We start from the raw sequence: 24,332 nt of genomic DNA, 5'->3' as shown, positions 1-24,332 counted from the left end.
ATGAGCGTCACGATTTATCACAACCCTGCATGTGGAACCTCGCGCAACACACTCGCGATGATCCGGAATGCAGGCTTGGAACCCAAGGTAGTCGAGTATCTGGGCCACCCGCCGGACAAGGCGACTCTCAGGCAGCTGATTGCCAGTGCCGGGCTGACCGTGCGTGCGGCGCTACGTGAGAAAGGGACGCCTTACGCCGAACTGGGTTTGCAGGATGAAGCCCTGACTGACGAGCAGTTGCTTGATGCGATGCTCTCGCATCCGATCCTGATCAATCGTCCTTTCGTCGTGACGCCTCTCGGCGTTCGACTATGTCGGCCATCTGAGATGGTGCTGGACATTCTGCCGGAGAGGCAGCAACGCGCATTTACGAAAGAGGATGGCGAGCGGGTCGTCGATGCCGATGGACGCAGGATCAGCCAATGACAACGCCGGAATTGCCGAACATCAGCTTTGCGCACCTCGATCCGCCCGATCTTCGCAAGCTCGAACCTTCGACGGTTTCACATCACGCTCCGCGCATTCTGCTGCTCTATGGTTCGCTGCGGCCGACGTCGTATAGCCGGTTGCTCACGCTGGAAGCGGAAAGAATCCTGAAGCATCTCGGTGCGCAGACGCGCGTATTCGATCCTCACGGGCTGCCGCTTGCTGATAGTGAAGCAGCTGATCATGCAAAGGTCGTTGAGCTGCGCAAGCTGTCGGAGTGGTCGGAAGGGCAGGTGTGGTGCAGTCCCGAACGCCATGGCAACCTGACGGCGGTTTTCAAGAACCAGATCGACTGGCTGCCACTCGAGAGCAAAGGGGTGCGCCCCACCCAGGGTCGTACGCTCGCGGTGATGCAGGTGTGCGGCGGATCGCAATCGTTCAATGCGGTCAACTCGCTGCGCATTCTGGGGCGCTGGATGAGGATGGTGACGATTCCCAACCAGTCGTCGGTTGCGAAGGCCTATCAGGAATTCGATGCACATGGACGCATGAAGCCATCGGCATACTACGATCGGGTAGTGGATGTGATGGAGGAACTGTTCAAGTTCACGCTGCTCATACGGGACCGGTCAGACTATCTGACCGACCGGTATAGCGAGCGGAAAGAAGCGAATCCGGTTGTGGCAACGGCACTCGCTGCGGCTGCGATGAACACCGGGATGACCGCCAGTGTCGATGCAGACGAAGATGAAACAGAATGATGGCATCTTCCACGGTCAGCTTCAGACGTGGACACTAGCAGCGGCGCAGCTGGTTTCGTGGGGCGCGGTCTACTACGCGTTTTCGCTCTTTGTCGTGCCGATGGAAAGTACGATGGGATGGAGCCGCACGGCCACCGACGCGGCGCTGTCGGTCGGGTTGCTGGTGTCGGGCGTTGCCGCATGGCCGATCGGCATCTGGATCGATCACGGCCACGGGCGCAAGGTGATGTGCGCCGGCGCTGTGCTCGCCTCGGCCATGCTCGTCCTGTGGTCGCAGGCACATAGCCTCGTCACGCTGTTCGTCGCCTGGACCGGCCTCGGCGTGGCGATGGCCGCGACGCTCTACGATCCCGTATTCGCTATCGTCACGCGCAATTTTCCAGACAGCTTTCGCAAGCGGATCACGCTGATCACCTTGGTTGGCGGGTTTGCCAGCACCGTCTTCATTCCGCTTACGCATAGCCTTGTCGACATGCTTGGCTGGCGCGAAGCGTTATTGGCGCTTGCTTCGATCAATCTGGCGATTTGCCTGCCGTTCAATGCGCTGGCGATCGGTCGCGACCGGCGCCATGCTGGACATCAGGAGGAACGCAGCGCGACCAAGGCGGTGAACGCCGCGGCCACCCAGCGCGCACTCCGGACGCCGACCTTCTGGGCGCTCGCCGCCTGCTTCACCGCCTACTATGCAACCTTCGCCGCATTGACCTTCCATCTGGTGCCGCTGATGGCTGCGCGCCACGTCGCGCCTTCGCTGATCGTTGCGACGATGGCGGTCATCGGGCCCGCGCAGGTGCTTGCGCGGATCCTCTGGTTCACGATCGGCCGCACGGTTCGGCCATCGACGATGGGCATCGTGATTACGACAGCGTTTCCTGCATCGGTCGTGGTGCTGATGTTTGCCGGCACATCGGGCGCCTTGCTGATTCTGTTTGCGATCGTCTATGGCGGTGCAAACGGAATGATGACCATCTTGCGCGGCACCATCGTGCAAGACGTGATGTGGACCGAAGGCTATGGCGCGGTGAGCGGTCTGCTTTCGATGCCGTCGAACATCGCCAAGGGCATCGCACCGATCTCCGCTGCGGCGATCTGGGCAACGGGACACAACTATGTGCCGGTCGAGTGGACCGTTCTGGTTGTGTCCGTTGTGTCTGCCGCTGCGTTTGTGGTGGCGATGCGCTTGTCGCGCGATGCAGGTGATCAGCGTTGCGTGTCGATGAGCCGCGGCTGATTCAGTTTTGCGTCAGCCGTTATTGCTTCGCTTTTGACGCATCGGACACCTCAGACGCGCCGCCCGCTTCGAGCCACAACGCATTGACGATGCCGAAAGCAAGCGCGACACCGATGCCAAGAATCCAGCTGAAATACCACATCATGTGCTCCCGGTAGTGCGGTTTGAAATAGACTGCGACGCGCTGCTGCACGCGTCAGTACATCGAATGGCTGTTCTTTTCGAGCGCTTCCGCCGTGACCTTGCCGCGCATCACGCGATACACCCAGCTCGTATAGATGAGCACGATCGGCAGGAAAATGAGCACGGCGATCAGCATGATTTGCAGCGTCATGCGGCTCGAGGTCGAATCCCATAGCGTCAGGCTGCTGCGACCATCCAGCGACGACGGCATGAGGAACGGGAACATCGAGAAACCCGCCGTCAGAATCACGCCGATCACCATCAGCGAGGTCGCGAGAAACGCGCAGATTTCGAAGCGCGAGGTCGCAAGCAGTGCCGCGAGCAACGCACCGGCGAGGCCAGCGACGGGCGCTGCGATCATCCATGGATACGTGTCGTAGTTCGTCAGCCACAAGCCCGGTGCGCCGGTCACGCTTTTGAGAAGCGGATTCGATACGGCGTCGAGCGGCGCGGCATCGACGATCTGATATCCGCCGATTACCGTCGCGATCAGCACACCGGCGATCAGAAACAGCACGAACGCGACCAGCGCCGTGACGCGCAGCGCCCGCGCCGCGCGGCCGGCGACCACGCCATCGGTTTTCATCCGCACGAACGCGGCGCCGTGCGCAGCCAGCATCGACACGCTGACAAGCCCACACAGCAGCGCGAACGGATTGAGCAACGCAAAGAAACTGCCGTGATACGTGACGCGTAAATCCTGATCGAATGCGAACGGCACGCCCTGCAGCAGATTGCCGAACGCGATGCCGAACACCAGCGCCGGCACGAAGCCGCCGGCGAACAGTGCCCAGTCCCACGCGCTGCGCCAGCCGGGGTGTTCGCGCTTGCCGCGGTAGTCGAAGCCGACCGGCCGGAAGAACAACGCGAACAGCACCAGCAGCATCGCGAAGTAGAACCCCGAGAACGATGCGGCATAGACCAGCGGCCATGCGGCGAACATCGCGCCGCCGGCCGTGACCAGCCAGACCTGGTTGCCTTCCCACGTCGCGCCGACCGTATTGACGACAATGCGCCGTTCGCTGTCCGTCTTGCCGATGAACGGCAGCAGGATCGCGGCGCCCATGTCGAAGCCGTCGGTCAGCGCGAAGCCGAGCAGCAGCGCGCCGATCAGCACCCACCAGATCAGTTTGAGAGTTGCGTAGTCCATGATGGTTTTTTCCGTAAGCGGTGGGGCGTCGCGTATCAGGCGGTAGTCGGCGCGCTCGCTTGCTGTTGCGGCGGCAGTTCGTGGTGATATCGCCCGGTGTGCAGCGACGACGGCCCGAGCCGCGCGTACTTGAACATCAGCATGATCTCGATGATGAAAAGCACGGTGTAGAACACGACGAAGCCCGCGAGGCTCAGATACAGATCGCCGGCAGTGAGGCTCGATGCGGACAGCGAGGTCGGCAGAATGCCGGCGATGGTCCACGGCTGGCGGCCCACTTCGGCGACGATCCAGCCGAACTCGGCGGCCAGCCACGGCAGCGGGATCGCCCATACGGCCCAGCGCAGGAACCAGCGGCGGCTTTGCAGCAGCAGCGAGCGTTGCGCGCAGAACCAGAACGCCAGCACGAAGGTCGCGAGGAACAGGATGCCGAGGCCCACCATCAGCCGGAACGAGAAGAACACCGGCGCGACCGGTGGGATCGTCTTCTTCGCGGCCTGTTTGATCTGCTCGGGGGATGCGTCGGTCACGTTCGGCGTGAACTGCTTGAGCAGCAGGCCGTAGCCGAGGTCCTGCCTATGGGCGTCGAAGGTGGCGCGCACGGCATCGCTGGTGTCGCCCTGTTTCAGTTTTTGCAGCGCGCCGTACGCGGTCATGCCGTTTTTGATGCGGCCCTCGTAGCGTGCCATCAACTCTTTCAGACCGACTACCGGCTCGTCTAGCGTGCGTGTCGCGATGATGCCAAGCAGGTATGGAATGCGGATCGCGTAGTCGGTGCGCTCTTCCTGCTGGTTCGGAATACCGATGATCGTGAACGGCGCGGGCGCCGGCGCGGTTTCCCATTCGGATTCGATGGCGGCGAGCTTGACCTGCTGGACTTCGCCGGTGCGATAGCCGGATTCATCGCCGAGTACGATCACACAGAGCGTCGAGGCAAGACCGAAGCCCGCCGCAATCGCAAACGATCGCAGCGCAAACTCGATGTCGCGGCGCTTGAGCAGATACCACGACGACACGCCGAGCACGAACATCGATGCCGTGACATAACCCGCGGACACCGTATGTACGAACTTCACCTGCGCGACAGGGTTGAACAGCACGTCGGACAGGTTCGCGAGCTCCATGCGCATCGTCTCGTAGTTGAATTCCGCGCCGACCGGATTGTTCATCCAGCCATTGGCGACCAGAATCCACAACGCCGAAAGGTTCGAACCAAGCGCGACGAGAAACGTGACGACGAGATGCTGCACACGCGAGAGCCGGCTCCAGCCGAAGAAGAACAGCCCGACGAAGGTCGATTCGAGGAAAAACGCCATCAGCCCTTCGACGGCAAGCGGCACGCCAAAGATATCGCCGACGTAATGCGAGTAATACGACCAGTTGGTCCCGAACTGAAATTCGAGCGTGAGGCCGGTGGTCACGCCCATTGCGAAGTTGATGCCGAACAGCTTGCCCCAGAACTGGGTCATGTCCTTGTAGATCTGCTTGCCGGTCATCACGTAGACCGACTCCATGATGACGAGCAGCCATGACAGCCCAAGCGTGAGCGGCACGAACAGGAAGTGGTAGAGCGCCGTGATGGCGAACTGCAGACGCGAGAGGTCGACGACGTCGCTAGTGGGCATGGTGATCACCTTCTGACTTCTGATGGATTCGATGCCGGCACCGACAGCAGTGCCTGAGCGACCTGGGCGGGTGGCAGCGACATATGCTGCGCCTGCGGATGATTGAAGAAGGCGAGCTTGAGCGCGATCAGCAGCACGAATTTGATCGCGAGGACGAGCGCGATGTCGCGCCCGAAGGTCGGGCCGCGGGCCCATCTGACGATGCGTGCGACGCACTTGATGCACGCGGCACGAAAAGGATTCCTATGATTCAGCGTTATGGTCATGTTCGGTTGTTGGCAACGTGAGATCGCCAGGCTTCCGGCCAGTTGCCGGCCCTGTGAAAGGGCGTCGGCGAATGCATAACGATTCTAGGAGCGGGCTTGCCGCAATGCGCGTGCCGCGCTGCGGCAATGGGTCGCGAAGAGGGACAGGTGACTCAAGTATTGTGACGCGGCTTGCGATACGTCAAGGAAACGCAACGTCGCAGAACGCAGCCGAATGCCGCCGTCGAGCTCGCAGGCGATAAAAAAGCCCTGCCGTCTTGCGACGGCAGGGCTTCATTCGATGCTCACTGCACACTTCGGTCAATGTGCCGGAAGGTGTCCGGCGCTGATGCGTTACGCGTATTCAGCCAGCGCGCCGCGCATTTTCTTCATCGCACTTGCTTCGATCTGGCGGATGCGTTCGGCCGACACGCCGAATTCGTCGGCCAGTTCATGCAGCGTCGAACCACCCGAGCCGTCATCCGCGACTTGCAGCCAGCGTGCCTCGATGATGCGGCGGCTGCGCGCGTCCAGCGATTCGAGCGCACTGGCAATCCCGTCACTATGCAACTTGTCGCGCTGACGTGCGGCCAGCACGGCAGTCGGCTCGCTGTGCGAATCGGCCAGATAGGCGATCGGCGCGTACGACTCTTCGCCGTCCTCCACCTGGCCTTCCAGCGCGATATCGCCGCCGGACAGACGCGTTTCCATTTCGGCCACTTCTTCGCGCTTCACGTTCAGCTCTTTCGCGAGGCCTTCGATTTCGTCCGGTGTGAACGCCGCGAGCGTCTGCTTGTGGCTACGCAGATTGAAGAACAGCTTGCGCTGCGCCTTCGTGGTCGCGACCTTCACCATGCGCCAGTTGCGCAGGATGTATTCGTGAATTTCCGCCTTGATCCAGTGCATCGCATACGACACGAGGCGGACGTTCTGCTCCGGGTCGAAGCGTTTCACTGCCTTCATCAGGCCGATGTTGCCTTCCTGAATCAGGTCGGCGTGCGGCAAACCATAGCCGAGATAGTTGCGCGCGATCGACACCACCAGCCGTAAGTGCGACAGCACCAGACGACGCGCCGATTCGAGATTGTTCTGCTCGCGAAACTCCGTGGCGAACTGCCGCTCTTCTGCCGGCGTCAGCATCGGAATCCGATTGACGGCCTGGATGTAGGCGTCGATGTTGCCCAGCTGTCCGGGCAGAAGCGAAGCGTGCGAGAGCGCCAGTGCACCTGCCGAAGCGGCCTTAGCCGACGACGGGCTGAGAATATTCGGGAGGGTCATTGTGTTGCTCACGTAGCGTACTCCTTTGGGTCAGACAAAACGCCGTTCGGAACGGCGTCTGTGGATGTTAGCACTCTCAAATACCGAGTGCTAATTCTTAGAACCTGTAGGGTCTTCCAAGTTCCCGAGTTGCTATCAAAATTCATGTTTCGATAGCATTGTACCGTTTCTGCGTAATGTTCCCCAGCAGAGTACGATTTAGCCCCAATGCGCGTCAGGTATTTCCGCGCACATGATTTTTTCACTATTAGAGGGAAGTAATTGCGACGGCTGACATGTTTTTAGAGGGTCTGATGGCTTCTCTTATCTCTAAAATCGTCATTCTTCCCCCGGCTCAACGTTCAACCTGCCAATCCAGGGCATCCGATGAACAAAAAGAAAGCGTTTTTGCGTGACCTGACACTAAAAAGCATCTGTGCTGCAAGTTTCCTCGGCATTTCCGGCATGGCAAGCGCCGACCAGTTCGGCGTTCAGTTAGCAGGCGGTCTCGCAGACCACCACGTTCGCAAAGGCGATCTTGGGTTCGTCTGGGACCCCAACCTCACCTGGTGGTATATCGGAGACTGGCACTTCTCGCTGGTCGGCGAAGCGCACGCTGCGTGGTGGCATACCGATGAGGGCAACCGCCACGACAACATCGGCGAGTTCGGCGTGACGCCGGTGTTCCGCTTCATCAAGGGCAGCGGTTTGATCCGGCCGTATATCGAAGCGGGCGTCGGCGTGCGGCTGATTACGCACCCGCGCATCTCGGACGGCTATACGCTGAGCTCGGCGTTCCAGTTCGCGGACATGGTCGGCGTGGGCGCGGCGTTCGGCAACCGGCAGCAGTATCAGGTCGGCTATCGTTTTCAGCACGAATCGAACGCTAGTATCAAAGAGCCGAATCCTGGTATAAATTTCCAGCAAATCTACGTGCAGTACAACTTCTGACGACCGCGGCCGCTTTCGGCTCTGGTAGAGAAGGGGGCGAATGCGATGGCCGCAAAAGTGATCGATGCGATTCGCGGGCTGGAACGCGAGCGCTTTCGTGCAATGGTCGATGGCAACGGGCCGCAGCTCGACGCGCTGCTGTCGGATAACGTGATCTACGTCCATACGAACGGCAAGCGCGAGACCAAGCAGCAATTCATCGACGCGATCACCGCCGGGCGCCGCCGCTATCGCCAGATCGAGATCCAGTCGCAGGATGTGCTGCCGGTCGGGCGCGAGACCTGTGTGGTGACAGGCCGCGCGCTGATCGAGATGGAAGCGAACAACGGCGCGTTGCTGTTTCCGATTGCGTACACGGCGATTCAGGCGCAGGAAGAAGGGCAGTGGCGGCTGATCGCATGGCAGGCAACCCGTTGCGCGCTGGAATGATGGCGATGGCTTTCATTCCTGTCGGATTCGCCTCGTAGGCGTTGGTTCCCGCGGGCCGTCCGATCGGGACTGCCCGCGTGCAACGTGCATTGCCTGCCGCGTCTTCTGCTTTTTCCTTACGTTTTCATTCCTGCGGTTGTGCCCAGTTGGCACTCACGCTGCGACCTTGCGCTCGAGTGTCGGCCAGACGGACCGGTTCAATCCGCTGACGACCGCCTCGACCACTGCCGTCGCCGCGTCGGCTGCGACACCGGCGCCGTAGCGCAGCGCCTCGTCGCCGACACGACAGCCGACGAACACCGCAATACGTCCATCGCCGGCGCGCACGGTCTCGCACGACGTGATCTCGATACGCTGCGACGACACGCGCGCGATTTCATCGGCAAATGCCTGAGCGTAGGTTTCGTGGCCGTTCGCGCCGTCCGGCCGGGCAGCGGCGACGCGCACTTCGCGGCCTTCCCAGCGCGCCGTGTTCGCATCGACGCGCCGTGCCGGCCCCTCAACTTCGAAGTACTCGCGCGCGAACAGCGCACAGATCGCATCCGCGCTCACCTCGGCGCCAGATTGATCGGCGAGCGCCTGGACCGCGTGGCTGAACTCGATCTGCACGCGGCGCGGCGGCGCAAAGCCAAGACCGCGTTCGAGCAGATAGGTCGCGCCGCCCTTGCCCGACTGGCTGTTCACGCGGATCACGGCGTCGTAGCTGCGGCCGATGTCGGCTGGGTCGATCGGCAAGTAGGGGACTTCCCAGAGCGCGTCCGGCGCCTGCTGCGCGAGGCCCTTGCGGATCGCATCCTGATGCGAGCCGGAGAACGCCGTGTGGACGAGGTCGCCCGCATACGGATGGCGCGGATGCACCGGAATCTGGTTGCAGCGCTCGACTACGCGGCGGACCGCATCGACGTCGGAGAAATCGAGGCCCGGGTCGATGCCTTGCGTATAAAGGTTCAACGCGAGCGTGACGAGATCGACGTTGCCGGTGCGCTCGCCGTTACCAAACAGACAGCCTTCGATGCGGTCGGCGCCGGCCATCAGCGCGAGTTCGGCGGCCGCCACCGCGGTGCCGCGATCGTTATGCGGGTGCACTGACAACACGATGCAATCGCGATAGCCGAGGTTGCGGTCCATCCATTCGATCTGGTCTGCATAGACGTTGGGCGTGGCCGCTTCGACGGTGGCCGGCAGGTTGACGATCATCTTGTGATCGCGCGTTGGACGCCACGTTTGCGCGACCGCGTCGCAGACTTCGCGCGCGAACGGCAACTCGGTCATGCTGAACGTCTCGGGCGAGTACTGATACGTCCAGCGCGTCTGCGGCCGCGCATCGGCATAGGCGCGGATCATCCGCGTGCCTTCGACTGCGAGCGCCTTCACCTGCTCTTGCGTCTGGTTGAACACGATCTTGCGGAACGACGGCGCAATCGCGTTGTACAGATGCACGATCGCGCGCGGCACGCCTTCGAGCGCATCGAAAGTGCGCGCGATCAGATCTTCACGCGACTGCACGAGCACTTCGATGGTGACGTCGTCGGGGATGCGCTGTTCGTCGATCAGCTTGCGAACGAAATCGAAGTCGGTCTGCGAGGCGGACGGAAATCCGACTTCGATTTCCTTGAAGCCGATCGCGACGAGCATCTCGAAGAATTCGAGCTTCTGCGCGATGTTCATCGGCTCGATCAGCGACTGGTTGCCGTCGCGCAAGTCGGTGTTCATCCAGATCGGCGCGTGCTCGATCGTGCGGCTGGGCCATCGGCGGCCGGTCAGGCGGACGGCGGGAAACGGTCGGTATTTCTCAGCAGGGGTGCGCAACATGATGTAAGCCTCGTTCGTTTAGTCGTATGCAAAGGGGTGTGGCGTCGAGCGGCTGGCGTGATGCCACGCATGCACGTGCCGCGTACCGGTGATGCGCACCGGCGCTAGCGGCAACAACGAACGGGCGCGAAAGAAGAACGTCATGGCGATGATGACGCCGGTAACGATCAGGTTTGCTGCCCAAGCAACGTGCATGTGACCCTCGCAGACTCATCCGAGCGGTAAACGGACGAGCACAGACGACTACAGGTGGTGAAGGAACTACGGTTTGGGGTGAAACGGAGCTGCGGGAACTGCTGGGAGGACCGCACGTTTGCCAGGCTGGGACCCGACGCGAGCGGCGCTACGCCTTGCTTACGCTAGACGTAGCGATAGAGGCCGCGCTAGGCGACCGAGGGTAATTCGGAGGGTGTTCGGAAAGGAACGCATCTGCGCAATGTATGCCAGCCTGTGCGAGTCTGTCAACCGTCGGGCAGCCGGCGGAGTGCGTCAGAGGCGCGCTGCCGGCCGCCCGGGCCGCGTCAGGCGGTCTTCTTCGCGATATCGACGATCAATTCGACCTGGCGGGCGATTGCCGCGGGCACCGGCGCCGCGCCGCGCAGAACCTGCGCAATCCACGCGGCGGTGGTGGCGGCTTCGCGGCCTTCGGGCAATTCGACCGGCGGCGCATCCGCCGATGAGTGCTCGGGCGCGACCAGCGTGTCGCACACGCCGTCATGCAGCCAGTCGACCTGCACCTGGCGGCGCGTATCGGCCACTGCTTCGCCTTCGGTGCCGCGCGCGAGCAGCGCGCCACCTGCCGCGGCCTCGGGATGCGCGACGAACAACTGCGTCAGGCTGTCGCGATACGGCGGATGCGTGTAGTTGACGAGCCGCAGCGCCGGCGGCGCGAACGGCTGCAGAATCTTGACCAGTGTGTGTGTGGAGTTGCGCACGCCCATCCGGCGGCGCAGCGCGAGCAAGCGCGCGAGCTTTGGCGCGAGCGTCGCGAGCGGCGCGAAAGCGACCCGTTGCGTGGCGAGCGATGCTTCGATGTCGCCATGCGTTTGCGCAGCGGCGACCTGCAGATGCGCGAAGATTTCGGCGCTCGTCACGCGGCCCGGATCTTCGGTGACGCCGTGGACCAGCACCGGTACGCCTTCGCGGGCGAGCAGCAGGGCGAGCAACGGCACGAGGTTCGGTTGCTTGCGTGAGCCGTTGTAGCTCGGAATCGACACTGCGCCCGGCGCGCCGTTGCCGGTTGCAACGGTGAGCGGCTTGAACGAAGCGTGCGCGGCACTGAGCATCGCGGCGAGCTCGTCGGCCGACTCGCCTTTCAAACGATAGGCAAGTAGCACCGCGCCGAGTTCGAGGTCCGAGACGCGGCCGTCGAGCATCGCGGTGTAGAGCTCACGCGTGTCCTCCGGGGGCAGCGCGCGGGCACCGTGCGGGCCACGGCCGATTTCCTTGATGAAGCGGGCGCACGGGAAAGGGGTAACGGAGGTGTCGGCGGAATCGTTCATTTCGCGCAATCGATTGAGGTACTGCGGGTAGTGTCGGCCGAAATGGTGGTGTGTGCTGCGCGTGTTCTGCACGAACAGCCGCACCGCGTTCGGCGCATCGGAATAGGCCGAGTATCGCACGACGCGCCGCCCCGGCTTGCCCGCTCGCGCTACAACGCGCCGCTTGCCGCTTGCCGCTTGCCGCTTGCCGCTTGCCACAGGACCGCAGGCCGTAACGCGTAGGCCGCGTGCCGCGCACGCCGCACGCCGCGCACGCCGCACGCCGCACGCCGCACGCCGCACGCCACACGCCGCACGCCGCACGCCACACGCCACACGCCACACGCCACACGCCACACGCCACACCCCGCCAGCACAATCCGCGGTAACGCGTTCCGCACCCAACAAGCCGCAAAGCCCGCGCATGCGTCAATTCAGCGCGTTACACTCGCACTTTTGCATGGTTCAGCCGCCGCACTCGCGGCTTTCAAATTGAATACGGAGAGAACGGAATGGGTTACGTCTTTACGCCGCCGGCAGTCGTCGGTGTGCCGGTGGTCGGCACGAGCGATCAATTCGCGGTGCGCCGCATCTACTGTGTCGGCCGCAACTACGAAGCGCACGCGCGCGAGATGGGCCACGATCCGAACCGTGAACCGCCGTTCTTCTTCTGCAAGCCTGCCGACGCGGTGCTGTACGTAGCGCCCGGCGCAACCGGCGAACTGCCGTACCCGTCGCAGACCAGCAACATGCATTTCGAAATGGAAATGGTCGCGGCGATCGGCAAGCCCGGTAAGGATATCTCCGTCGAAAGCGCGCTCGATCACGTGTATGGCTACGCGCTCGGTCTCGACATGACGCGCCGCGACCTGCAGGCCGAAGCGAAGAAGCTCGGCCGTCCGTGGGATACCGCCAAAGGCTTCGATTATTCGGCACCGCTCGGGCCGATCCATCCGGTGTCGAAGGTCGGTCATGTCGGCAAGGGCGCGATCTGGTTGTCGGTGAACGGCGCAGAGAAGCAGCGCTCCGACGTGTCGCAACTGATCTGGTCGGTGGCCGAGACGATCGCGTATCTGTCGACGCTGTTCGAACTGCAGCCGGGCGACCTGATTTTCACCGGTACGCCGGAAGGTGTCGGCGCGGTGGCAAAGGGCGATCTGATGAAGGGCGGTGTCGACGGACTCGACGAGTTCAACGTGCGCGTCGTCTGATGTTGCTGGCGGGGGAGGAGACACAACAATGAAGCTTTACAGCTACTTTCGCAGTTCGGCTTCGTATCGCGTGCGCATTGCGCTGAACCTGAAGGGCTTGCCGTACGACTACGTGCCGGTGCATCTGTTGCGCAGCGGCGGCGAGCAGTTCAAGCCGGAGTATCGGCAGCTCAATCACGACGCGGTGGTGCCGACACTGATCGACGACGGCGACACGCTGCAACAGTCGCTGGCGATGCTCGAGTATCTGGAGGAAACGTATCCGCAACCGCCGCTGTTGCCGGCCGCGCCGGGCGATCGCGCATATGTGCGTGGTATCGCGCTGCAGCTGGCTTGCGACATTCACCCGCTGAACAATCTGCGCGTGCTGAAGTATCTGAAGCACACGATCGGCGTCAGTGAGGAGGCGAAGAACGAGTGGTACCAGCACTGGATCCGCTCGGGCTTTGCGGCGCTCGAAGAGCATCTGAATGCCGAGGGCCGCGCCGGTACGTTTTGCTTTGCCGATATGCCGACCTTCGCGGATGTGTGTCTTGCGCCGCAGGTGTTCAATGCGCTGCGCTTCGAGGTGGATATGAGCGCGTATCCGACGCTCCAGCGCATTTACCAACATGCGATGCAACTGCCGGCGTTTGCGAACGCGGCGCCGGGCGCGCAGCCCGATGCCGAGTGATAGCGCGAAGCATGCGGCGGAGCGCTGCCGTGCCGTGATGCGGTGATGCGGCGTTGACTCGCCGCGGCCAGACGAAAAAAACGGCGGGTTTCCGCCGTTTTTTCGCTCTTGCAAGCCTCAGTTCCCAGTTCAACTGCTGAGTAACGCGTCGCAGAATTCTTCTGCGCTGAACGGCTGCAGATCTTCGACCTTCTCGCCGACGCCGATGAAATACACCGGCACCGGCCGTTGCCGCGCGATCGCCGCGAGGATGCCGCCTTTCGCGGTGCCGTCGAGCTTGGTGACGATCAGGCCGGTGAGGCCTAGCGCGTCGTCGAATGCCTTGACCTGTGCAAGCGCGTTCTGGCCGGTGTTTGCGTCGATCACGAGCAGCACTTCGTGCGGCGCGCCTTCGAGCGCCTTGCCGACTACGCGCTTTACCTTGCGCAACTCTTCCATCAAATGCAGCTGCGTCGGCAGACGGCCTGCGGTGTCGGCCATCAGCACGTCGATCTTGCGTGCGCGCGCGGCGCCGACCGCATCGAAAATCACCGCGGCCGGGTCGCCGCTTTCCTGCGATACGACCGTCACGTTGTTGCGCTCGCCCCAGATCGCGAGCTGCTCGCGCGCGGCGGCGCGGAACGTATCGCCGGCCGCGAGCAGCACCGATTGATCGAAGCGCTGCAGATGCTTTGCGAGCTTGCCGATGCTGGTCGTTTTGCCGGCACCGTTGACCCCCGCGATCATCATCACGAGCGGCTGATTGCGGCCCAGCACCAGCGATTTTTCCAGCGGTTTCAACAGGCCGACCAGCAGGTCGCGCAATGCGGTTTTCACTTGCTGCGGATCGGTGAGGCGCTCTACGCGGACTTTCTCGCGCAGCGCTTCGAGCAGGAATTCGGTGGCGTCCACGCCGGCGTCGGACATCAGCAGCGCGGTTTCGAGCTCTTCGTACAGGTCTTCGTCGATTTTCGTGTTGACGAAAATACCTGTGATGCTCGAGCCGGTCTTCGACAGGCCCGTCTTCAGGCGTGACAGCCACGAGCGTCTGGCGGCAGGCTCCGGCTCGGGCGGCGCGATGATTTCGACGGATTCGGGCTCGGCTGCCGTAAAAGCAGCGGGGCTGGGCTGCGCTTGCGGGGCGGCGGGCCGCGCCGATGGCGCGGGCGGTTGCGGTGTTGCTGCGGACGGGGGCGACGGCGTGGTCGCGGCTAGCGGCTGCGGCGCGTCTTGCGCGGCCGTCGGTGAACCAGGCACGGGTGCTGGAGACTGCGTCGGCGCCGCGGCGGCTGTGGCAGGCGCAGCCGGGGCGGCGGGTGCCATGGCCTGCGTGACCTCAGCCGTCCGTTGCTGCGCCGCCGGGGCCGCCGTACCGGGAACCTCGGCTGTCGGCGCTTCCGGCGCCGCAACGTCAGCCTGCGCCGGCGCGTCGTCGGACGCCTTGGTACCCCTGAATCGTTTGAGAAAGCTAAACATGTGCGGGTGTGGTGAAGGTGCGCGCCGAACTTCGCCGGCAAGGTCACAAATACCGGATGTGACCCGAACGGCGGCCGGCGCGTCGTCAAGCGGGATTGAATGCGGGCACGGCGCCATGGCGAGGCGCTCGCGAGCCGCACATTTTATCAGGCGCGTGGGGTCGCGTCGCCGCGTGCCGTCCGGGGCCATGCATACCCGTGTGGTAACGTGGGCGCTTTAGCCTGTGTGCATAGCGCAGGGCGTTCGTTTTGCCTCGCGTTTCATCTCGCGTTTTGCTTATTAAATTCGCATGTCCCGTATCTCTTCATCCAGCGCACGCAGTACCTCATCCGGCCGCGGCGGCCCGGCTCACACGATCCGTATCATCGGCGGCGACTGGAAGCGCACGCCGCTGCCGGTGCTCGATCTCGATGGCCTGCGGCCGACGCCGGACCGTGTGCGCGAAACCTTGTTCAACTGGCTCGGCCAGCGCCTCGACGGCCAGCGCTGTCTGGACCTGTTCGCCGGCAGCGGCGCGCTGGGCTTCGAAGCGGCCTCGCGCGGCGCGGCGCGCGTGCTGATGGTCGAGCGCAATGCGCGTGCGGCCGAGCAGTTGCGCGCCAATCAGGCGAAGCTCGCGGCGCGCACGATCGAGATCGCCGAAGCCGACGCGCTGCGCCTCGCCGCCAGCCTCGCACCCGGCTCCTTCGATGTGGTATTCCTCGATCCGCCATTCGGCGCGGACCTGCTCGATCGCGCGCTCGAACTGGCGGTGCCGCTGATCGCCGCGGACGGGTCGCTGTACGTCGAGGCCGGCACTGCGCTCGACATCGCACAGACGCCCGCGCTCGCGGGCTGGAGCATCGTCCGGGAAGGGAAGGCGGGTGCCGTCCACTATCATTTGCTGCAACGCGAAAATGAGGAATAATGCGCGTTCGATTACAAGCGCCGGACGGCAGTGCGTCGTCACGCGCGCGGCAGGCGATGAGCGCGTCGGACAGACGCGGCCTCACGCACCTTTAGTCTGAAGAGAGGAGAAGTTCATGGTAGTCGCCGTGTACCCGGGTACGTTCGATCCGCTGACGCGCGGTCACGAGGATCTCGTGCGGCGCGCGTCGAGCATCTTCGACACGCTGGTGGTGGGCGTCGCCGACAGCCGCAACAAGCGGCCGTTCTTCACGCTAGACGAACGCCTCGACATCGCGCGGGAGGTGCTGGGCCATTATCCGAACGTGCAGGTGGCGAGCTTCCACGGGCTTCTGAAAGACTTCGTGCGCAGCAATAACGCGCGCGTGATCGTGCGCGGCCTGCGCGCGGTCTCCGACTTCGAGTACGAGTTCCAGATGGCGGGCATGAACCGCTACCTGCTGCCGGACGTCGAGACGATGTTTATGACGCCGTCCGACCAGTACCAGTTCATCTCGGGCACGATCGTCCGCGAAATTGCGCAACTGGGCGGGGACGTCAGCAAGTTCGTGTTTCCTTCGGTGGAAAAGCGGCTGCAGGACAAGGTTGCCGCGCTCGGCCAGGAGCCGTCGGCGAGCCAACCTTAACGCGCGTAAACTAGCGTTTTGACGCGAAGCAGGCAGGCGGCGCGCCCACGGCGGAAGTCATCCGCCGCACGCCGCCGCCAGGAAGTGAGAAAAGCATGGCCCTGATCATTACCGACGAGTGCATCAACTGCGACGTGTGCGAGCCCGAGTGCCCGAACGACGCCATCTCGATGGGCCCGGACATCTATGTGATCGATCCGAACAAGTGCACCGAGTGCGTTGGTCATTTCGATGAGCCGCAATGCCAGCAGGTGTGCCCGGTCGAATGCATTCCGCGCGATCCGCAGCATGCGGAGACACCGGAGCAATTGCTGGTGAAGTATCGTGCGCTGCAGGCGGCGAAGAGCGTTTGACGCGTGCTTGAGCTTGAGCGCGCTGGTGTAGCTGGCGCAGATTGCCCCATTGGAGCGAATCTGCGCTTCGATTGGCGACAGGCGATTGGTTTTGGCTCTTTAGCTCTTCCGCTCTTCAGCCAGCCGAACCGTCGAGCAACCCCCGCAACGCTTCAAGCAACACGTCGCATTCCGCATCGGTGCCCACCGAAATCCGCAGGTGCTGGTCCACACGCGGCAGACTGAAGTGCCGCACAAAAATCTCCCGCTCCTTCAGTCGTGCCGCAAGCGTTGCCGCATCGTGGCCGCTGTGGCGCGCAAACACGAAGTTCGCCGACGACGGCACCACGTCGAAACCTAGCGCCGTCAAACCAGCCGTCAAACGCTCGCGGCTCGCGATCACTTTCGCGCAGGTATCGCGGAACCAGGCATCGTCTTCATAGGCCGCAGTGGCCGCGGCCTGCGCGAGGCGATCGAGCGGATACGAGTTGAAGCTGTCCTTCACCCGCACCAGCGCGTCGATCAAGGCCGGATGGCCGAACGCAAAGCCCACCCGCATGCCCGCCAGCGAACGCGACTTCGACACCGTGTGCACCACCAGCAGGTTCGGATACCGGTCGACCAGCGTGATGGCCGACTGCGCGCCGAAGTCGACATATGCCTCGTCGACGATCACCACCGATTCGCTATTGGCCGTCAGCAGCCGCTCGATATCCGCGAGCGGCAGCGCCAGCCCGGTCGGCGCGTTCGGATTCGGAAACACGATGCCGCCGTTCGGCACCGCGTAGTCGCTCATGCGGATCGCGAACGAAGCGTCGAGCGGCACCGTGCGGTACTCGATGTCGTAGAGCCGCGCGTAGGTCGGATAGAAGCTGTAAGTGATGTCCGGGAACAGGATCGGCAGTTCGTGCTTGAGCAACGCGAGGAATACCATCGCGAGCACTTCGTCGGAGCCGTTGCCGGCGAATACCTGCTCCGTTTTCAAGCCGTGGTGCGCAGCAACCGTCTCGCGCAGTTTGCGTGCAACCGGATCGGGATATCGGCGCAGCGCTTCGGCTGCGTCGCCCAGTTCGGCGCGAATCGCCGCCAGCACAGCCGGCGACGGCGGATACGGATTCTCGTTGGTGTTCAGCTTCACCGGATGCGCAAGCGCCGGCTGCTCGCCCGGCACATACGGCTTCAGACGGTGAACGATGTCGCTCCAATAACGGCTCAAGAGACCTCCCAATCGATTGCTTGTACAGAGAACGTCGACGACCGCGCGTTACGGATTGCGGTGCAGTTGCATCATCGCGCGCTCGAGCTCGCCTTTGACGACCTGCGGCATCACCGCCAGCGCGCGCTCGATCGACGCGTCGATCACATCCTGTTCTTCCCGGCGCGGCGGCTTCAGCACGAAGTTCGCGACATCCGGTTTCGCACCGGCGCGCGCGCTTTCCGGAATCAGATCGCGCGGATGGCCAATGCCGATCCGCAGACGCCAGTACTGCGGCGTGGTCAGATGCGCGGAAATATCCTTGAGCCCATTGTGGCCGCCGCTGCCGCCGCCGAGCTTCAGCTTGACGGTACCGGGCGGCAGATCGAGCTCGTCGTGCGCGACCAGGATCTGGTCCGGCAGGATCTTGAAGAAATGCGCGAGCGCGACGACCGACTGGCCGGAGCGGTTCATATAGGTCTGCGGTTCGAGCAGATGCACTTCTTCGCCGTGCAGGCGCGCTTTCGCGTAGAAGCCATGAAAGCGCCGCTCGTCGCGCAGCGTTGTACCGGCTTCACGCGCGAGTAGATCGACCAGCCAGAAGCCGGCGTTATGGCGAGTCGCGGAATATTCGGCGCCCGGGTTACCGAGTCCAACGATCAGCTTGATCATGTTTGTCGAAAAGCGGCGGCAGGGCAGGCTGCTCGCAGCGCAGTTGAACATGGAAGGTCGCGCACAGGTTCGCACAAAGCCGCGAACTGTGCCGCGAATCTCGCGCGAAGCGTGCGTGTTTGCAGCGCCAGCGCGGGTCTCACATGCAAAAGAGGCGAAAAAAAACCCGCCAAGGCGAACCTCGGCGGGTTACGTCGTCCGTTCCATTGGAACGGATCGAGAGGATCGTTCGCTAAATGCGACTTAAGCGGCCGGGGTGGCTGCTTCGCCTGCGCCCGTCGCTGCATCTTCCGCCACAGCGCCAGCCGGGATGGTTGCCGATGCGATCACCGGGTTTTCCGCTTCGATGTGCGCGGTCAGCGCGACGCCTGCCGGCAGTGCGATGTCCTTCGCGTGCATCGTGTGACCGGCTTCGATCGTTGCCAGATCGACTTCGAGGAATTCCGGCAGCGAGCCCGGCAGACATTCGATTTCGATTTCGTTCACGACGTGCGAAATCACGGCACCCGACAGCTTCACGGCCGGATTCGATTCCTGGTTCATGAAGTGCAGCGGCACCTTGGTGTGCAGCTTCTTGTTCGGGTCGACACGCTGGAAGTCCACGTGCAGCACGAGCTGACGGAACGGGTGGTATTGCACGTCGCGCAACAGCACTTGCTGCGACTTGCCGGCCACTTCCAGTTCGAGAATCGACGAGTGGAACACTTCTTTCTTCAGTGCGTGCCACAGCGCGTTGTGATCGAGTTCGATCAGTTGCGGTTCATTGCTTGCGCCATACACGATACCCGGGGTCTTGCCCGAGTTACGCAGGCGGCGGCTCGCACCCGTACCTTGCAGGTTACGCTCGAAAGCGACGACTTTCATTTGTTTCTCCAATGCTACTGCCCGCGACCAGACAGTAAAAAAAGGACCGTGTTGCCGTTCATAGCAGCTTGGCTGCTTGCCGGCTTCAGGTCCCGGACTCGACGGCATGAACCTTCGTCCGTTCATGCCGATTGTGCAAAAACGCCGCGCATTCAAAGATGCGCGGCGCCCCTGCAAATTCTGCCTAGCTCTCCGCGAACAGCGACATCACCGAGTCGCCGCGACGGATACGCGAGAAGGTTTCGGCCAGCAGACCCGCGCTTGTCAGCGAGCGGATCTTCGCGCACGAACGGGCTTCTTCGCCGAGCGGGATGGTATCGGTAACGACCAGTTCGTCGAGCGCCGATGCGGCGATACGCTCGCCTGCGCCACCCGACAGCACCGGGTGCGTCGCATAGGCGAACACCTGAAGCGCGCCGCGTTCTTTCAGCACCTGCGCGGCCTTGCACAGCGTGCCGGCGGTGTCGACCATGTCGTCCATGATCACGCAGATGCGGCCTTCGACTTCACCGATGATGTTCATCACTTCCGCGACATTCGCTTTCGGACGACGCTTGTCGATGATCGCGAGATCGCAGTTCAACTGCTTGGCCAAGGCCCGCGCACGTACCACACCGCCGACGTCCGGCGACACCACCAGCAGGTTTTCGTGGTTCTGTTTGCGCAGGTCGCCGAGCAATACCGGCGTGGCGTAAATATTATCGACAGGGATGTCGAAGAAGCCTTGAATCTGGTCCGCGTGCAGATCCATCGTGATGATCCGCTCGACGCCGGCGATTTCCAGCATGTTCGCGACGACCTTGGCCGAAATCGCGACACGTGCCGAACGCGGGCGCCGATCCTGGCGCGCATAACCGAAGTACGGGATGGCTGCGGTGATCCGGCCGGCGGATGCGCGCTTGAGCGCATCGACCATGATCATCAGTTCCATCAGGTTATCGTTAGCCGGCGCACAGGTAGACTGCAGGACGAACACGTCCTTGCCCCGCACGTTTTCCTGAATTTCGACCTGGATCTCACCATCGGAGAACCGGCTGACCATTGCTTTGCCGAGGGGAATACCCAAGATCTTGACGACTTCCTGTGCAAGCGCAGGATTTGCGTTGCCAGTAAAAACCATCAGGCCGTCATGGCTGCTCATCATGCACCTGCTTCAGGCTGTGGGAGGCGAGGAACTGCGAGAATTTTTGGCAGGGGAGGAAGGACTCGAACCCTCGAATGCCGGAATCAAAATCCGGTGCCTTAACCAACTTGGCGACTCCCCTACACTAACTTTGAGCCCCGACGGATGTGTAGGAACACCCGGCGATGCAAAACCTTATGACGCGAAGCCGAAGAGTGGATGCGTATCCAGGCTTGCCGTTACTGCGCTGTTCCATTCGGTTGGCAGTTTGGATTTCACTGCCTCTGCTTCACCGATACTGCGGAACGCTGCAAACACGCTTGCGCCCGATCCCGTCATCCGCGCGGGTGCGATGCTGTTCGTGACACTATCGAACCACCGCAACACCTGCGCGACTTCCGCGTATTTTCCCACGACAACTTGCTGCATGTCATTCCGGCCGTATCCGTCTGGCCATCCTGCGCTGAAGTTTTGCTGTGCAAGAAAGTCCGTAATTGTGATGTGTTCCGAATCTCTTGTCAACGATTTTTCAGAGAAGATCGCTGCGGTCGGGACATGCACTTTCGGCGTCACAACAAGGAAATAACGCGGCGGCAATTGTACCGTCTGAAGCGCTTCGCCGACACCCTCTGCGAACGCATTTTTTCCGAAAACAAAAAAAGGCACGTCGGCACCGAGACGTAGTGCGAGCGCTTGCAGTTCGATGCGCGGCACATCGAGATGCCAAAGACGGTTTAGCGCGAGCAGCGTGGTGGCCGCATCGGAGCTGCCGCCGCCTAAGCCCGCGCCCATCGGCAGGCGCTTGTCGATCTCGATGTCGACGCCTGCGCCGGTGCCCGTGTGGTCCTTCAGGAGCCGCGCCGCGCGCACCGTCAGGTCCTGTTCGGCCGGCACGTCTTGCACGTCGGTGATGCGGTTGATCTGCCCGTCGGTGCGCAGCGTGAAATGCAGCCGGTCACCCCAGTCGAGCAGTTGGAACACCGTCTGCAGTGAGTGATAGCCATCCGGCCGGCGGCCGGTGATGTGCAGGAAAAGATTGAGCTTCGCCGGGGCGAGGCAATCGCGCAGCGAATCGTTTGTTTCGGTCATGAGTGCGCAGTGTCAGGCGTGCTGTGAAGCTGTGTTGTTGCTGTTCGTGCCGTTGGTACTGTCGATGCTATTGATCGAGCACGAGCTTGATGCCGAGCGGCGGCTCTTCGCGCGCCAGATTGACGCGCTTCACGCCGGTCGCCGGTGCTTGCGCGTACGCGACGTAGTCGATGGTCCAGCCGTCCTGCTGGATCTCTTTCAGGCGCGCCGGATCTTCAGGATCGGGCGTGGTGGTGGCCTTCGAGGTCGGCGCCACCGACGGCTGCAGCCAGTAGCGCAAGCCTTCCAGCGGCAGCGCAAAGCCGAGCGCATTTTGCATCAAGGTTGATACGTTGTCTGCAACGAGCGGCTGGCGGTTCGGCAATTCGAGCGTAGCCGATGCCGGCGACGACGTGATGATCGCGAGCGTCGAGCCGAGCGGATTGCGCAATTGCAGCGTGACGGTGTCGCCGGTTTCGCGCCAGTCGAAGTTGCCGTACGCGTCGCGCTGCGTGCCGTTCTGATCGTTGTACTGCACTGCGAAGCGGCCGTGATACGCACGCGTGGTCTGCGCGGTCACGGCGGTCGCCGCATTCGACAGCGACGGACCTTGCGGCTTCACGCTCGCGCAGCCCGCCAGTGCAAGCAGCGCGGCGGCGCTGAGGGTGGGAAGCACGAGCGCCGCGCGGCGCGGCGCCCGGATGGTGCGGAACAGGCTGAAAAAAGGCGCGAAAAAATGCATCAGAGATCGTTCACCTGGAGACGTTTGAGCGTCTTGACGAGCGTGTCGTTATCGGGTTCGAGCTTGCGTGCGTCACGCCATGCGGCGCGGGCCTGGTCCTGATCGCCGCTCTTCCACAGCACTTCGCCGAGATGCGCGCCGATCTCCGCGTTCGGCTGCAGGTCGTAGGCTCGACGCAGGATCTTGATCGCATCCGACGTGTCGCCGAGCCGGTACTTCACCCAGCCCACGCTATCCATGATGAACGCATCGTTGGGCGCCAGCGACGACGCCTTTTCGACCAGCTTGTCCGCTTCCTGCAGACGCTGGTTGCGATCCGCCAGCGAATAGCCGAGCGCGTTGTACGCCTGCGCGTTGTCCGGCTGCGCGCGCATCAGCTTGCGCAATTGCGTTTCCATCACGTCGTAGTTGCCGGTCTTCTCGGCCGCCATTGCGTAGTCGTACGTGAGATCGGTGTCGTCCGGGAAGTCGGCGGCGGCCTGTTGCAGCCGCGCTTCCGCTTCCGGATAACGCTTCGCATCGAACAGGATGGCCGCGTCGGTGCGGTCGATCAGCGCCTGGTCGCGCGGGTCCGTCACGCGGATGCTGGCCAGCAGCTTGCGCGCTTCGTCCGGCTTGCCCTGCTTTTGCAGCAGCTGCGCGCGCGTGATCTGCGCCGGCAGGTATTGCTGGCTGGTCGGCGGGATCTTGTCCAGATATCCGTTCGCCGCCGCTTCATCCTTCTGCTCGAGCGACAGCTGTGCAAGGTAAATGTAGGCCTGGCCGGGGTCCGCACCCTGCGTTTTCTCCGCCTGCTGCGTGTATTGCGTCAGGTAGGTTTTCGCTTCCGGGTAGCTCTTCTGCTGGATCTTGATCAACGCGAGCGCCATCAGCGGCGTGAGGTCGTTCGCGTTGTCCTTGTGCATGATCTCGAACTGCTTCTGCGCATCGTCGAGACGGTCGCTTGCCAGATACATCTGCGCCAGCGCAAGCCGCGCATCGTGCGACTTGGGGTTCTGCTGCACGTATTGTTCGATCGATGCGATGCCTTCCTTGCGCTCTTCCGGGCCCATCTGCGCCAGCGTCAATGCCGCCGGTAGATAATCGGCTTTCAGCGCGAGCGCCTGTTCGAGCGACTTGCGCGCGCCGGGCAGGTCGTCGGCGAGAATCTGCTGGCGCGCGATCGCGAGCTGCGCTTCCGGCCGGTTCATGTCGTTCTTCAGCAGATCTTGCAGCACGTGCAGGCCGCCGACGCGGTTCGGTCCGCGCGACAGCAGCAGTTGCAGCGCGAGCATGCCGCTGCCGCGATTCTCGGGCTTGATCTTCGCGAGTTCGGCGGCGAGCAGCGGCGCGGCGTCGTCCGGCTTGCCGGACAACACCAGCAGCGACGCATCGAGTTGCGCGGCGCGCTCGGAACCCGGCGCATACTGCTGCCACAACTGGGCGGCGGCGAGCGCGTCGGTCGGGCTCTGCGCGGCGAGCGCGATTTCGGTGGCCCGTTGCGCCATCCGCGGGTCGTGCGTGTCGCGTGCGAGCGCGAGGTAGGTCTGGTACGCCGGCGCCGGCTGGTTCCGTTGCAGCGCGACTTCGGCGGCTAGCACCTGGAACACGATCTGGCTGGACAACTGGATATCCGGCAGGTTTTTTTGCTCGTCGGCGTCCTGGCCGAAAGCATCCTGTACGGTGACCGAGTTGTCGTCGTCGGGCGACGGGTCCTGCGCATGGGCGGGCAGTGCGGCGAACGACCAGACGGCCAGCACCGCCGCACCTAGCACCCGGCGCGCGAACACTTCGCGCGGCGCGCCGCGAGCCGCGCCGGATGGCGCGCTGGCGGCGCCGGCCGGGCGCTTCAGAAACAGCTTTACGAAGGACAGGTTCATGGAAATCCGTTCAAGTTTCAGTCGATTGTAACGCGCTCGCTACAATACGCGCACA

26 protein-coding genes and 1 tRNA gene are annotated in these 24,332 nt (G+C 62.9%); 10 read left to right on the top strand and 17 right to left on the bottom strand.

Going from position 1 to position 24,332, the window contains the following annotated elements; genetic code table 11:
- From arsC to ACYVNQ_RS24430, 3 genes are read left to right on the top strand one after another with little or no spacing between them, the layout of a single operon-like run.
- Positions 1–426 carry an arsenate reductase (glutaredoxin) gene (gene arsC, locus ACYVNQ_RS24440; RefSeq protein WP_460905434.1) on the top strand — a complete coding sequence of 142 codons (426 nt, stop codon included), beginning with the start codon at positions 1–3 and terminating at the stop codon, positions 424–426.
- Positions 423–1,187 carry an arsenical resistance protein ArsH gene (gene arsH / locus ACYVNQ_RS24435; protein ID WP_460905431.1) on the top strand — a complete coding sequence of 255 codons (765 nt, stop codon included), beginning with the start codon at positions 423–425 and terminating at the stop codon, positions 1,185–1,187. Before arsC ends, arsH begins: the two co-directional genes overlap by 4 nt.
- Positions 1,174–2,418 (top strand): MFS transporter, encoded by a 1,245-nt coding sequence (locus tag ACYVNQ_RS24430; protein WP_460905429.1) that lies wholly within the window; start codon positions 1,174–1,176, stop codon positions 2,416–2,418. The genes arsH and ACYVNQ_RS24430 overlap by 14 nt, the downstream gene beginning before the upstream one ends.
- A 19-nt stretch (positions 2,419–2,437) precedes the next feature.
- Here ACYVNQ_RS24430 and cydX read toward each other — a convergent pair whose 3' ends face one another.
- The 5 genes from cydX to rpoH all read right to left on the bottom strand — a co-directional run bounded on the left by cydX (position 2,438) and on the right by rpoH (position 6,911).
- Complete coding sequence (gene cydX / locus ACYVNQ_RS24425; protein WP_460905427.1) at positions 2,438–2,560, bottom strand: cytochrome bd-I oxidase subunit CydX; 123 nt, start codon at positions 2,558–2,560, stop codon at positions 2,438–2,440.
- A gap of 54 nt (positions 2,561–2,614) precedes the next feature.
- Positions 2,615–3,751 carry a cytochrome d ubiquinol oxidase subunit II gene (gene cydB / locus ACYVNQ_RS24420; protein ID WP_460905425.1) on the bottom strand — a complete coding sequence of 379 codons (1,137 nt, stop codon included), beginning with the start codon at positions 3,749–3,751 and terminating at the stop codon, positions 2,615–2,617.
- Positions 3,752–3,786: 35 nt separating this feature from the next.
- Positions 3,787–5,376 carry a cytochrome ubiquinol oxidase subunit I gene (locus ACYVNQ_RS24415; protein WP_460905423.1) on the bottom strand — a complete coding sequence of 530 codons (1,590 nt, stop codon included), beginning with the start codon at positions 5,374–5,376 and terminating at the stop codon, positions 3,787–3,789.
- A 5-nt stretch (positions 5,377–5,381) separates the two neighbouring features.
- Positions 5,382–5,642 carry a cytochrome oxidase putative small subunit CydP gene (cydP, locus tag ACYVNQ_RS24410; RefSeq protein ID WP_460905421.1) on the bottom strand — a complete coding sequence of 87 codons (261 nt, stop codon included), beginning with the start codon at positions 5,640–5,642 and terminating at the stop codon, positions 5,382–5,384.
- Positions 5,643–5,975: 333 nt separating this feature from the next.
- On the bottom strand, positions 5,976–6,911 hold the full coding sequence (gene rpoH, locus ACYVNQ_RS24405) for an RNA polymerase sigma factor RpoH (RefSeq protein ID WP_460905419.1): 936 nt from the start codon (positions 6,909–6,911) through the stop codon (positions 5,976–5,978).
- A 354-nt stretch (positions 6,912–7,265) separates the two neighbouring features.
- Between rpoH and ACYVNQ_RS24400 the strand changes: the two genes are divergently transcribed.
- On the top strand, positions 7,266–7,829 hold the full coding sequence (locus ACYVNQ_RS24400) for an acyloxyacyl hydrolase (RefSeq protein WP_460905417.1): 564 nt from the start codon (positions 7,266–7,268) through the stop codon (positions 7,827–7,829).
- Positions 7,830–7,874: 45 nt separating this feature from the next.
- Positions 7,875–8,258 carry a nuclear transport factor 2 family protein gene (locus ACYVNQ_RS24395; protein WP_460905414.1) on the top strand — a complete coding sequence of 128 codons (384 nt, stop codon included), beginning with the start codon at positions 7,875–7,877 and terminating at the stop codon, positions 8,256–8,258.
- A gap of 153 nt (positions 8,259–8,411) precedes the next feature.
- Here the strand turns inward: ACYVNQ_RS24395 and leuA are convergent, their stop codons facing one another.
- The 3 genes from leuA to ybiB form a co-directional block, all read right to left on the bottom strand.
- Entirely contained in the window at positions 8,412–10,070 is a 1,659-nt protein-coding gene (leuA, locus tag ACYVNQ_RS24390) for a 2-isopropylmalate synthase (protein ID WP_460905411.1), read from the bottom strand.
- An 18-nt stretch (positions 10,071–10,088) separates the two neighbouring features.
- Entirely contained in the window at positions 10,089–10,265 is a 177-nt protein-coding gene (locus ACYVNQ_RS24385) for a hypothetical protein (RefSeq protein ID WP_460905409.1), read from the bottom strand.
- A gap of 326 nt (positions 10,266–10,591) precedes the next feature.
- Complete coding sequence (gene ybiB, locus ACYVNQ_RS24380; protein WP_460905407.1) at positions 10,592–11,572, bottom strand: DNA-binding protein YbiB; 981 nt, start codon at positions 11,570–11,572, stop codon at positions 10,592–10,594.
- A gap of 491 nt (positions 11,573–12,063) precedes the next feature.
- Between ybiB and ACYVNQ_RS24375 the strand changes: the two genes are divergently transcribed.
- Both ACYVNQ_RS24375 and maiA read left to right on the top strand, forming a co-directional pair.
- Complete coding sequence (locus ACYVNQ_RS24375) at positions 12,064–12,762, top strand: fumarylacetoacetate hydrolase family protein (RefSeq protein ID WP_460905405.1); 699 nt, start codon at positions 12,064–12,066, stop codon at positions 12,760–12,762.
- A gap of 28 nt (positions 12,763–12,790) precedes the next feature.
- The gene (gene maiA / locus ACYVNQ_RS24370) at positions 12,791–13,435 is read left to right on the top strand and encodes a maleylacetoacetate isomerase (RefSeq protein ID WP_460905403.1); all 645 of its coding nucleotides are present in this window, start codon (positions 12,791–12,793) and stop codon (positions 13,433–13,435) included.
- Between the two features lie 129 nt (positions 13,436–13,564).
- Here the strand turns inward: maiA and ftsY are convergent, their stop codons facing one another.
- Complete coding sequence (gene ftsY / locus ACYVNQ_RS24365) at positions 13,565–14,890, bottom strand: signal recognition particle-docking protein FtsY (protein WP_460905401.1); 1,326 nt, start codon at positions 14,888–14,890, stop codon at positions 13,565–13,567.
- A gap of 289 nt (positions 14,891–15,179) precedes the next feature.
- On the opposite strand from ftsY, the gene rsmD reads away from it, so the two are divergent.
- From rsmD to ACYVNQ_RS24350, 3 genes are all read left to right on the top strand, one after another.
- The gene (rsmD, locus tag ACYVNQ_RS24360; protein ID WP_460905398.1) at positions 15,180–15,797 is read left to right on the top strand and encodes a 16S rRNA (guanine(966)-N(2))-methyltransferase RsmD; all 618 of its coding nucleotides are present in this window, start codon (positions 15,180–15,182) and stop codon (positions 15,795–15,797) included.
- A gap of 115 nt (positions 15,798–15,912) precedes the next feature.
- Positions 15,913–16,422 (top strand): pantetheine-phosphate adenylyltransferase, encoded by a 510-nt coding sequence (coaD, locus tag ACYVNQ_RS24355; RefSeq protein WP_460905395.1) that lies wholly within the window; start codon positions 15,913–15,915, stop codon positions 16,420–16,422.
- A 95-nt stretch (positions 16,423–16,517) separates the two neighbouring features.
- Positions 16,518–16,775: a YfhL family 4Fe-4S dicluster ferredoxin gene (locus ACYVNQ_RS24350; protein ID WP_460905392.1), complete on the top strand. Its 258-nt coding sequence runs from the start codon at positions 16,518–16,520 to the stop codon at positions 16,773–16,775.
- A 115-nt stretch (positions 16,776–16,890) separates the two neighbouring features.
- Here the strand turns inward: ACYVNQ_RS24350 and hisC are convergent, their stop codons facing one another.
- The 8 genes from hisC to ACYVNQ_RS24310 all read right to left on the bottom strand — a co-directional run bounded on the left by hisC (position 16,891) and on the right by ACYVNQ_RS24310 (position 24,277).
- Entirely contained in the window at positions 16,891–17,970 is a 1,080-nt protein-coding gene (gene hisC, locus ACYVNQ_RS24345) for a histidinol-phosphate transaminase (RefSeq protein ID WP_460905390.1), read from the bottom strand.
- 48 nt (positions 17,971–18,018) lie between these two features.
- Complete coding sequence (gene pth / locus ACYVNQ_RS24340) at positions 18,019–18,621, bottom strand: aminoacyl-tRNA hydrolase (protein WP_460905387.1); 603 nt, start codon at positions 18,619–18,621, stop codon at positions 18,019–18,021.
- A 243-nt stretch (positions 18,622–18,864) separates the two neighbouring features.
- Positions 18,865–19,485: a 50S ribosomal protein L25/general stress protein Ctc gene (locus tag ACYVNQ_RS24335; protein WP_460905385.1), complete on the bottom strand. Its 621-nt coding sequence runs from the start codon at positions 19,483–19,485 to the stop codon at positions 18,865–18,867.
- 184 nt (positions 19,486–19,669) lie between these two features.
- Positions 19,670–20,626 carry a ribose-phosphate pyrophosphokinase gene (locus ACYVNQ_RS24330; protein WP_460906073.1) on the bottom strand — a complete coding sequence of 319 codons (957 nt, stop codon included), beginning with the start codon at positions 20,624–20,626 and terminating at the stop codon, positions 19,670–19,672.
- Positions 20,627–20,673: 47 nt separating this feature from the next.
- Positions 20,674–20,750 (bottom strand) — tRNA-Gln (locus tag ACYVNQ_RS24325).
- A 53-nt stretch (positions 20,751–20,803) separates the two neighbouring features.
- Positions 20,804–21,697, bottom strand: a complete 894-nt coding sequence (ispE, locus tag ACYVNQ_RS24320) for a 4-(cytidine 5'-diphospho)-2-C-methyl-D-erythritol kinase (RefSeq protein WP_460905382.1) — start codon at positions 21,695–21,697, stop codon at positions 20,804–20,806.
- A gap of 67 nt (positions 21,698–21,764) precedes the next feature.
- Positions 21,765–22,418 carry a lipoprotein insertase outer membrane protein LolB gene (lolB, locus tag ACYVNQ_RS24315; RefSeq protein WP_460905379.1) on the bottom strand — a complete coding sequence of 218 codons (654 nt, stop codon included), beginning with the start codon at positions 22,416–22,418 and terminating at the stop codon, positions 21,765–21,767.
- Positions 22,418–24,277, bottom strand: a complete 1,860-nt coding sequence (locus tag ACYVNQ_RS24310) for a tetratricopeptide repeat protein (protein ID WP_460905376.1) — start codon at positions 24,275–24,277, stop codon at positions 22,418–22,420. Before ACYVNQ_RS24310 ends, lolB begins: the two co-directional genes overlap by 1 nt.
- Positions 24,278–24,332: the final 55 nt, after the last annotated feature.

The organism is Paraburkholderia jirisanensis (genome assembly GCF_054782355.1).
This window is presented reverse-complemented; position numbering and strand designations above follow the sequence as displayed.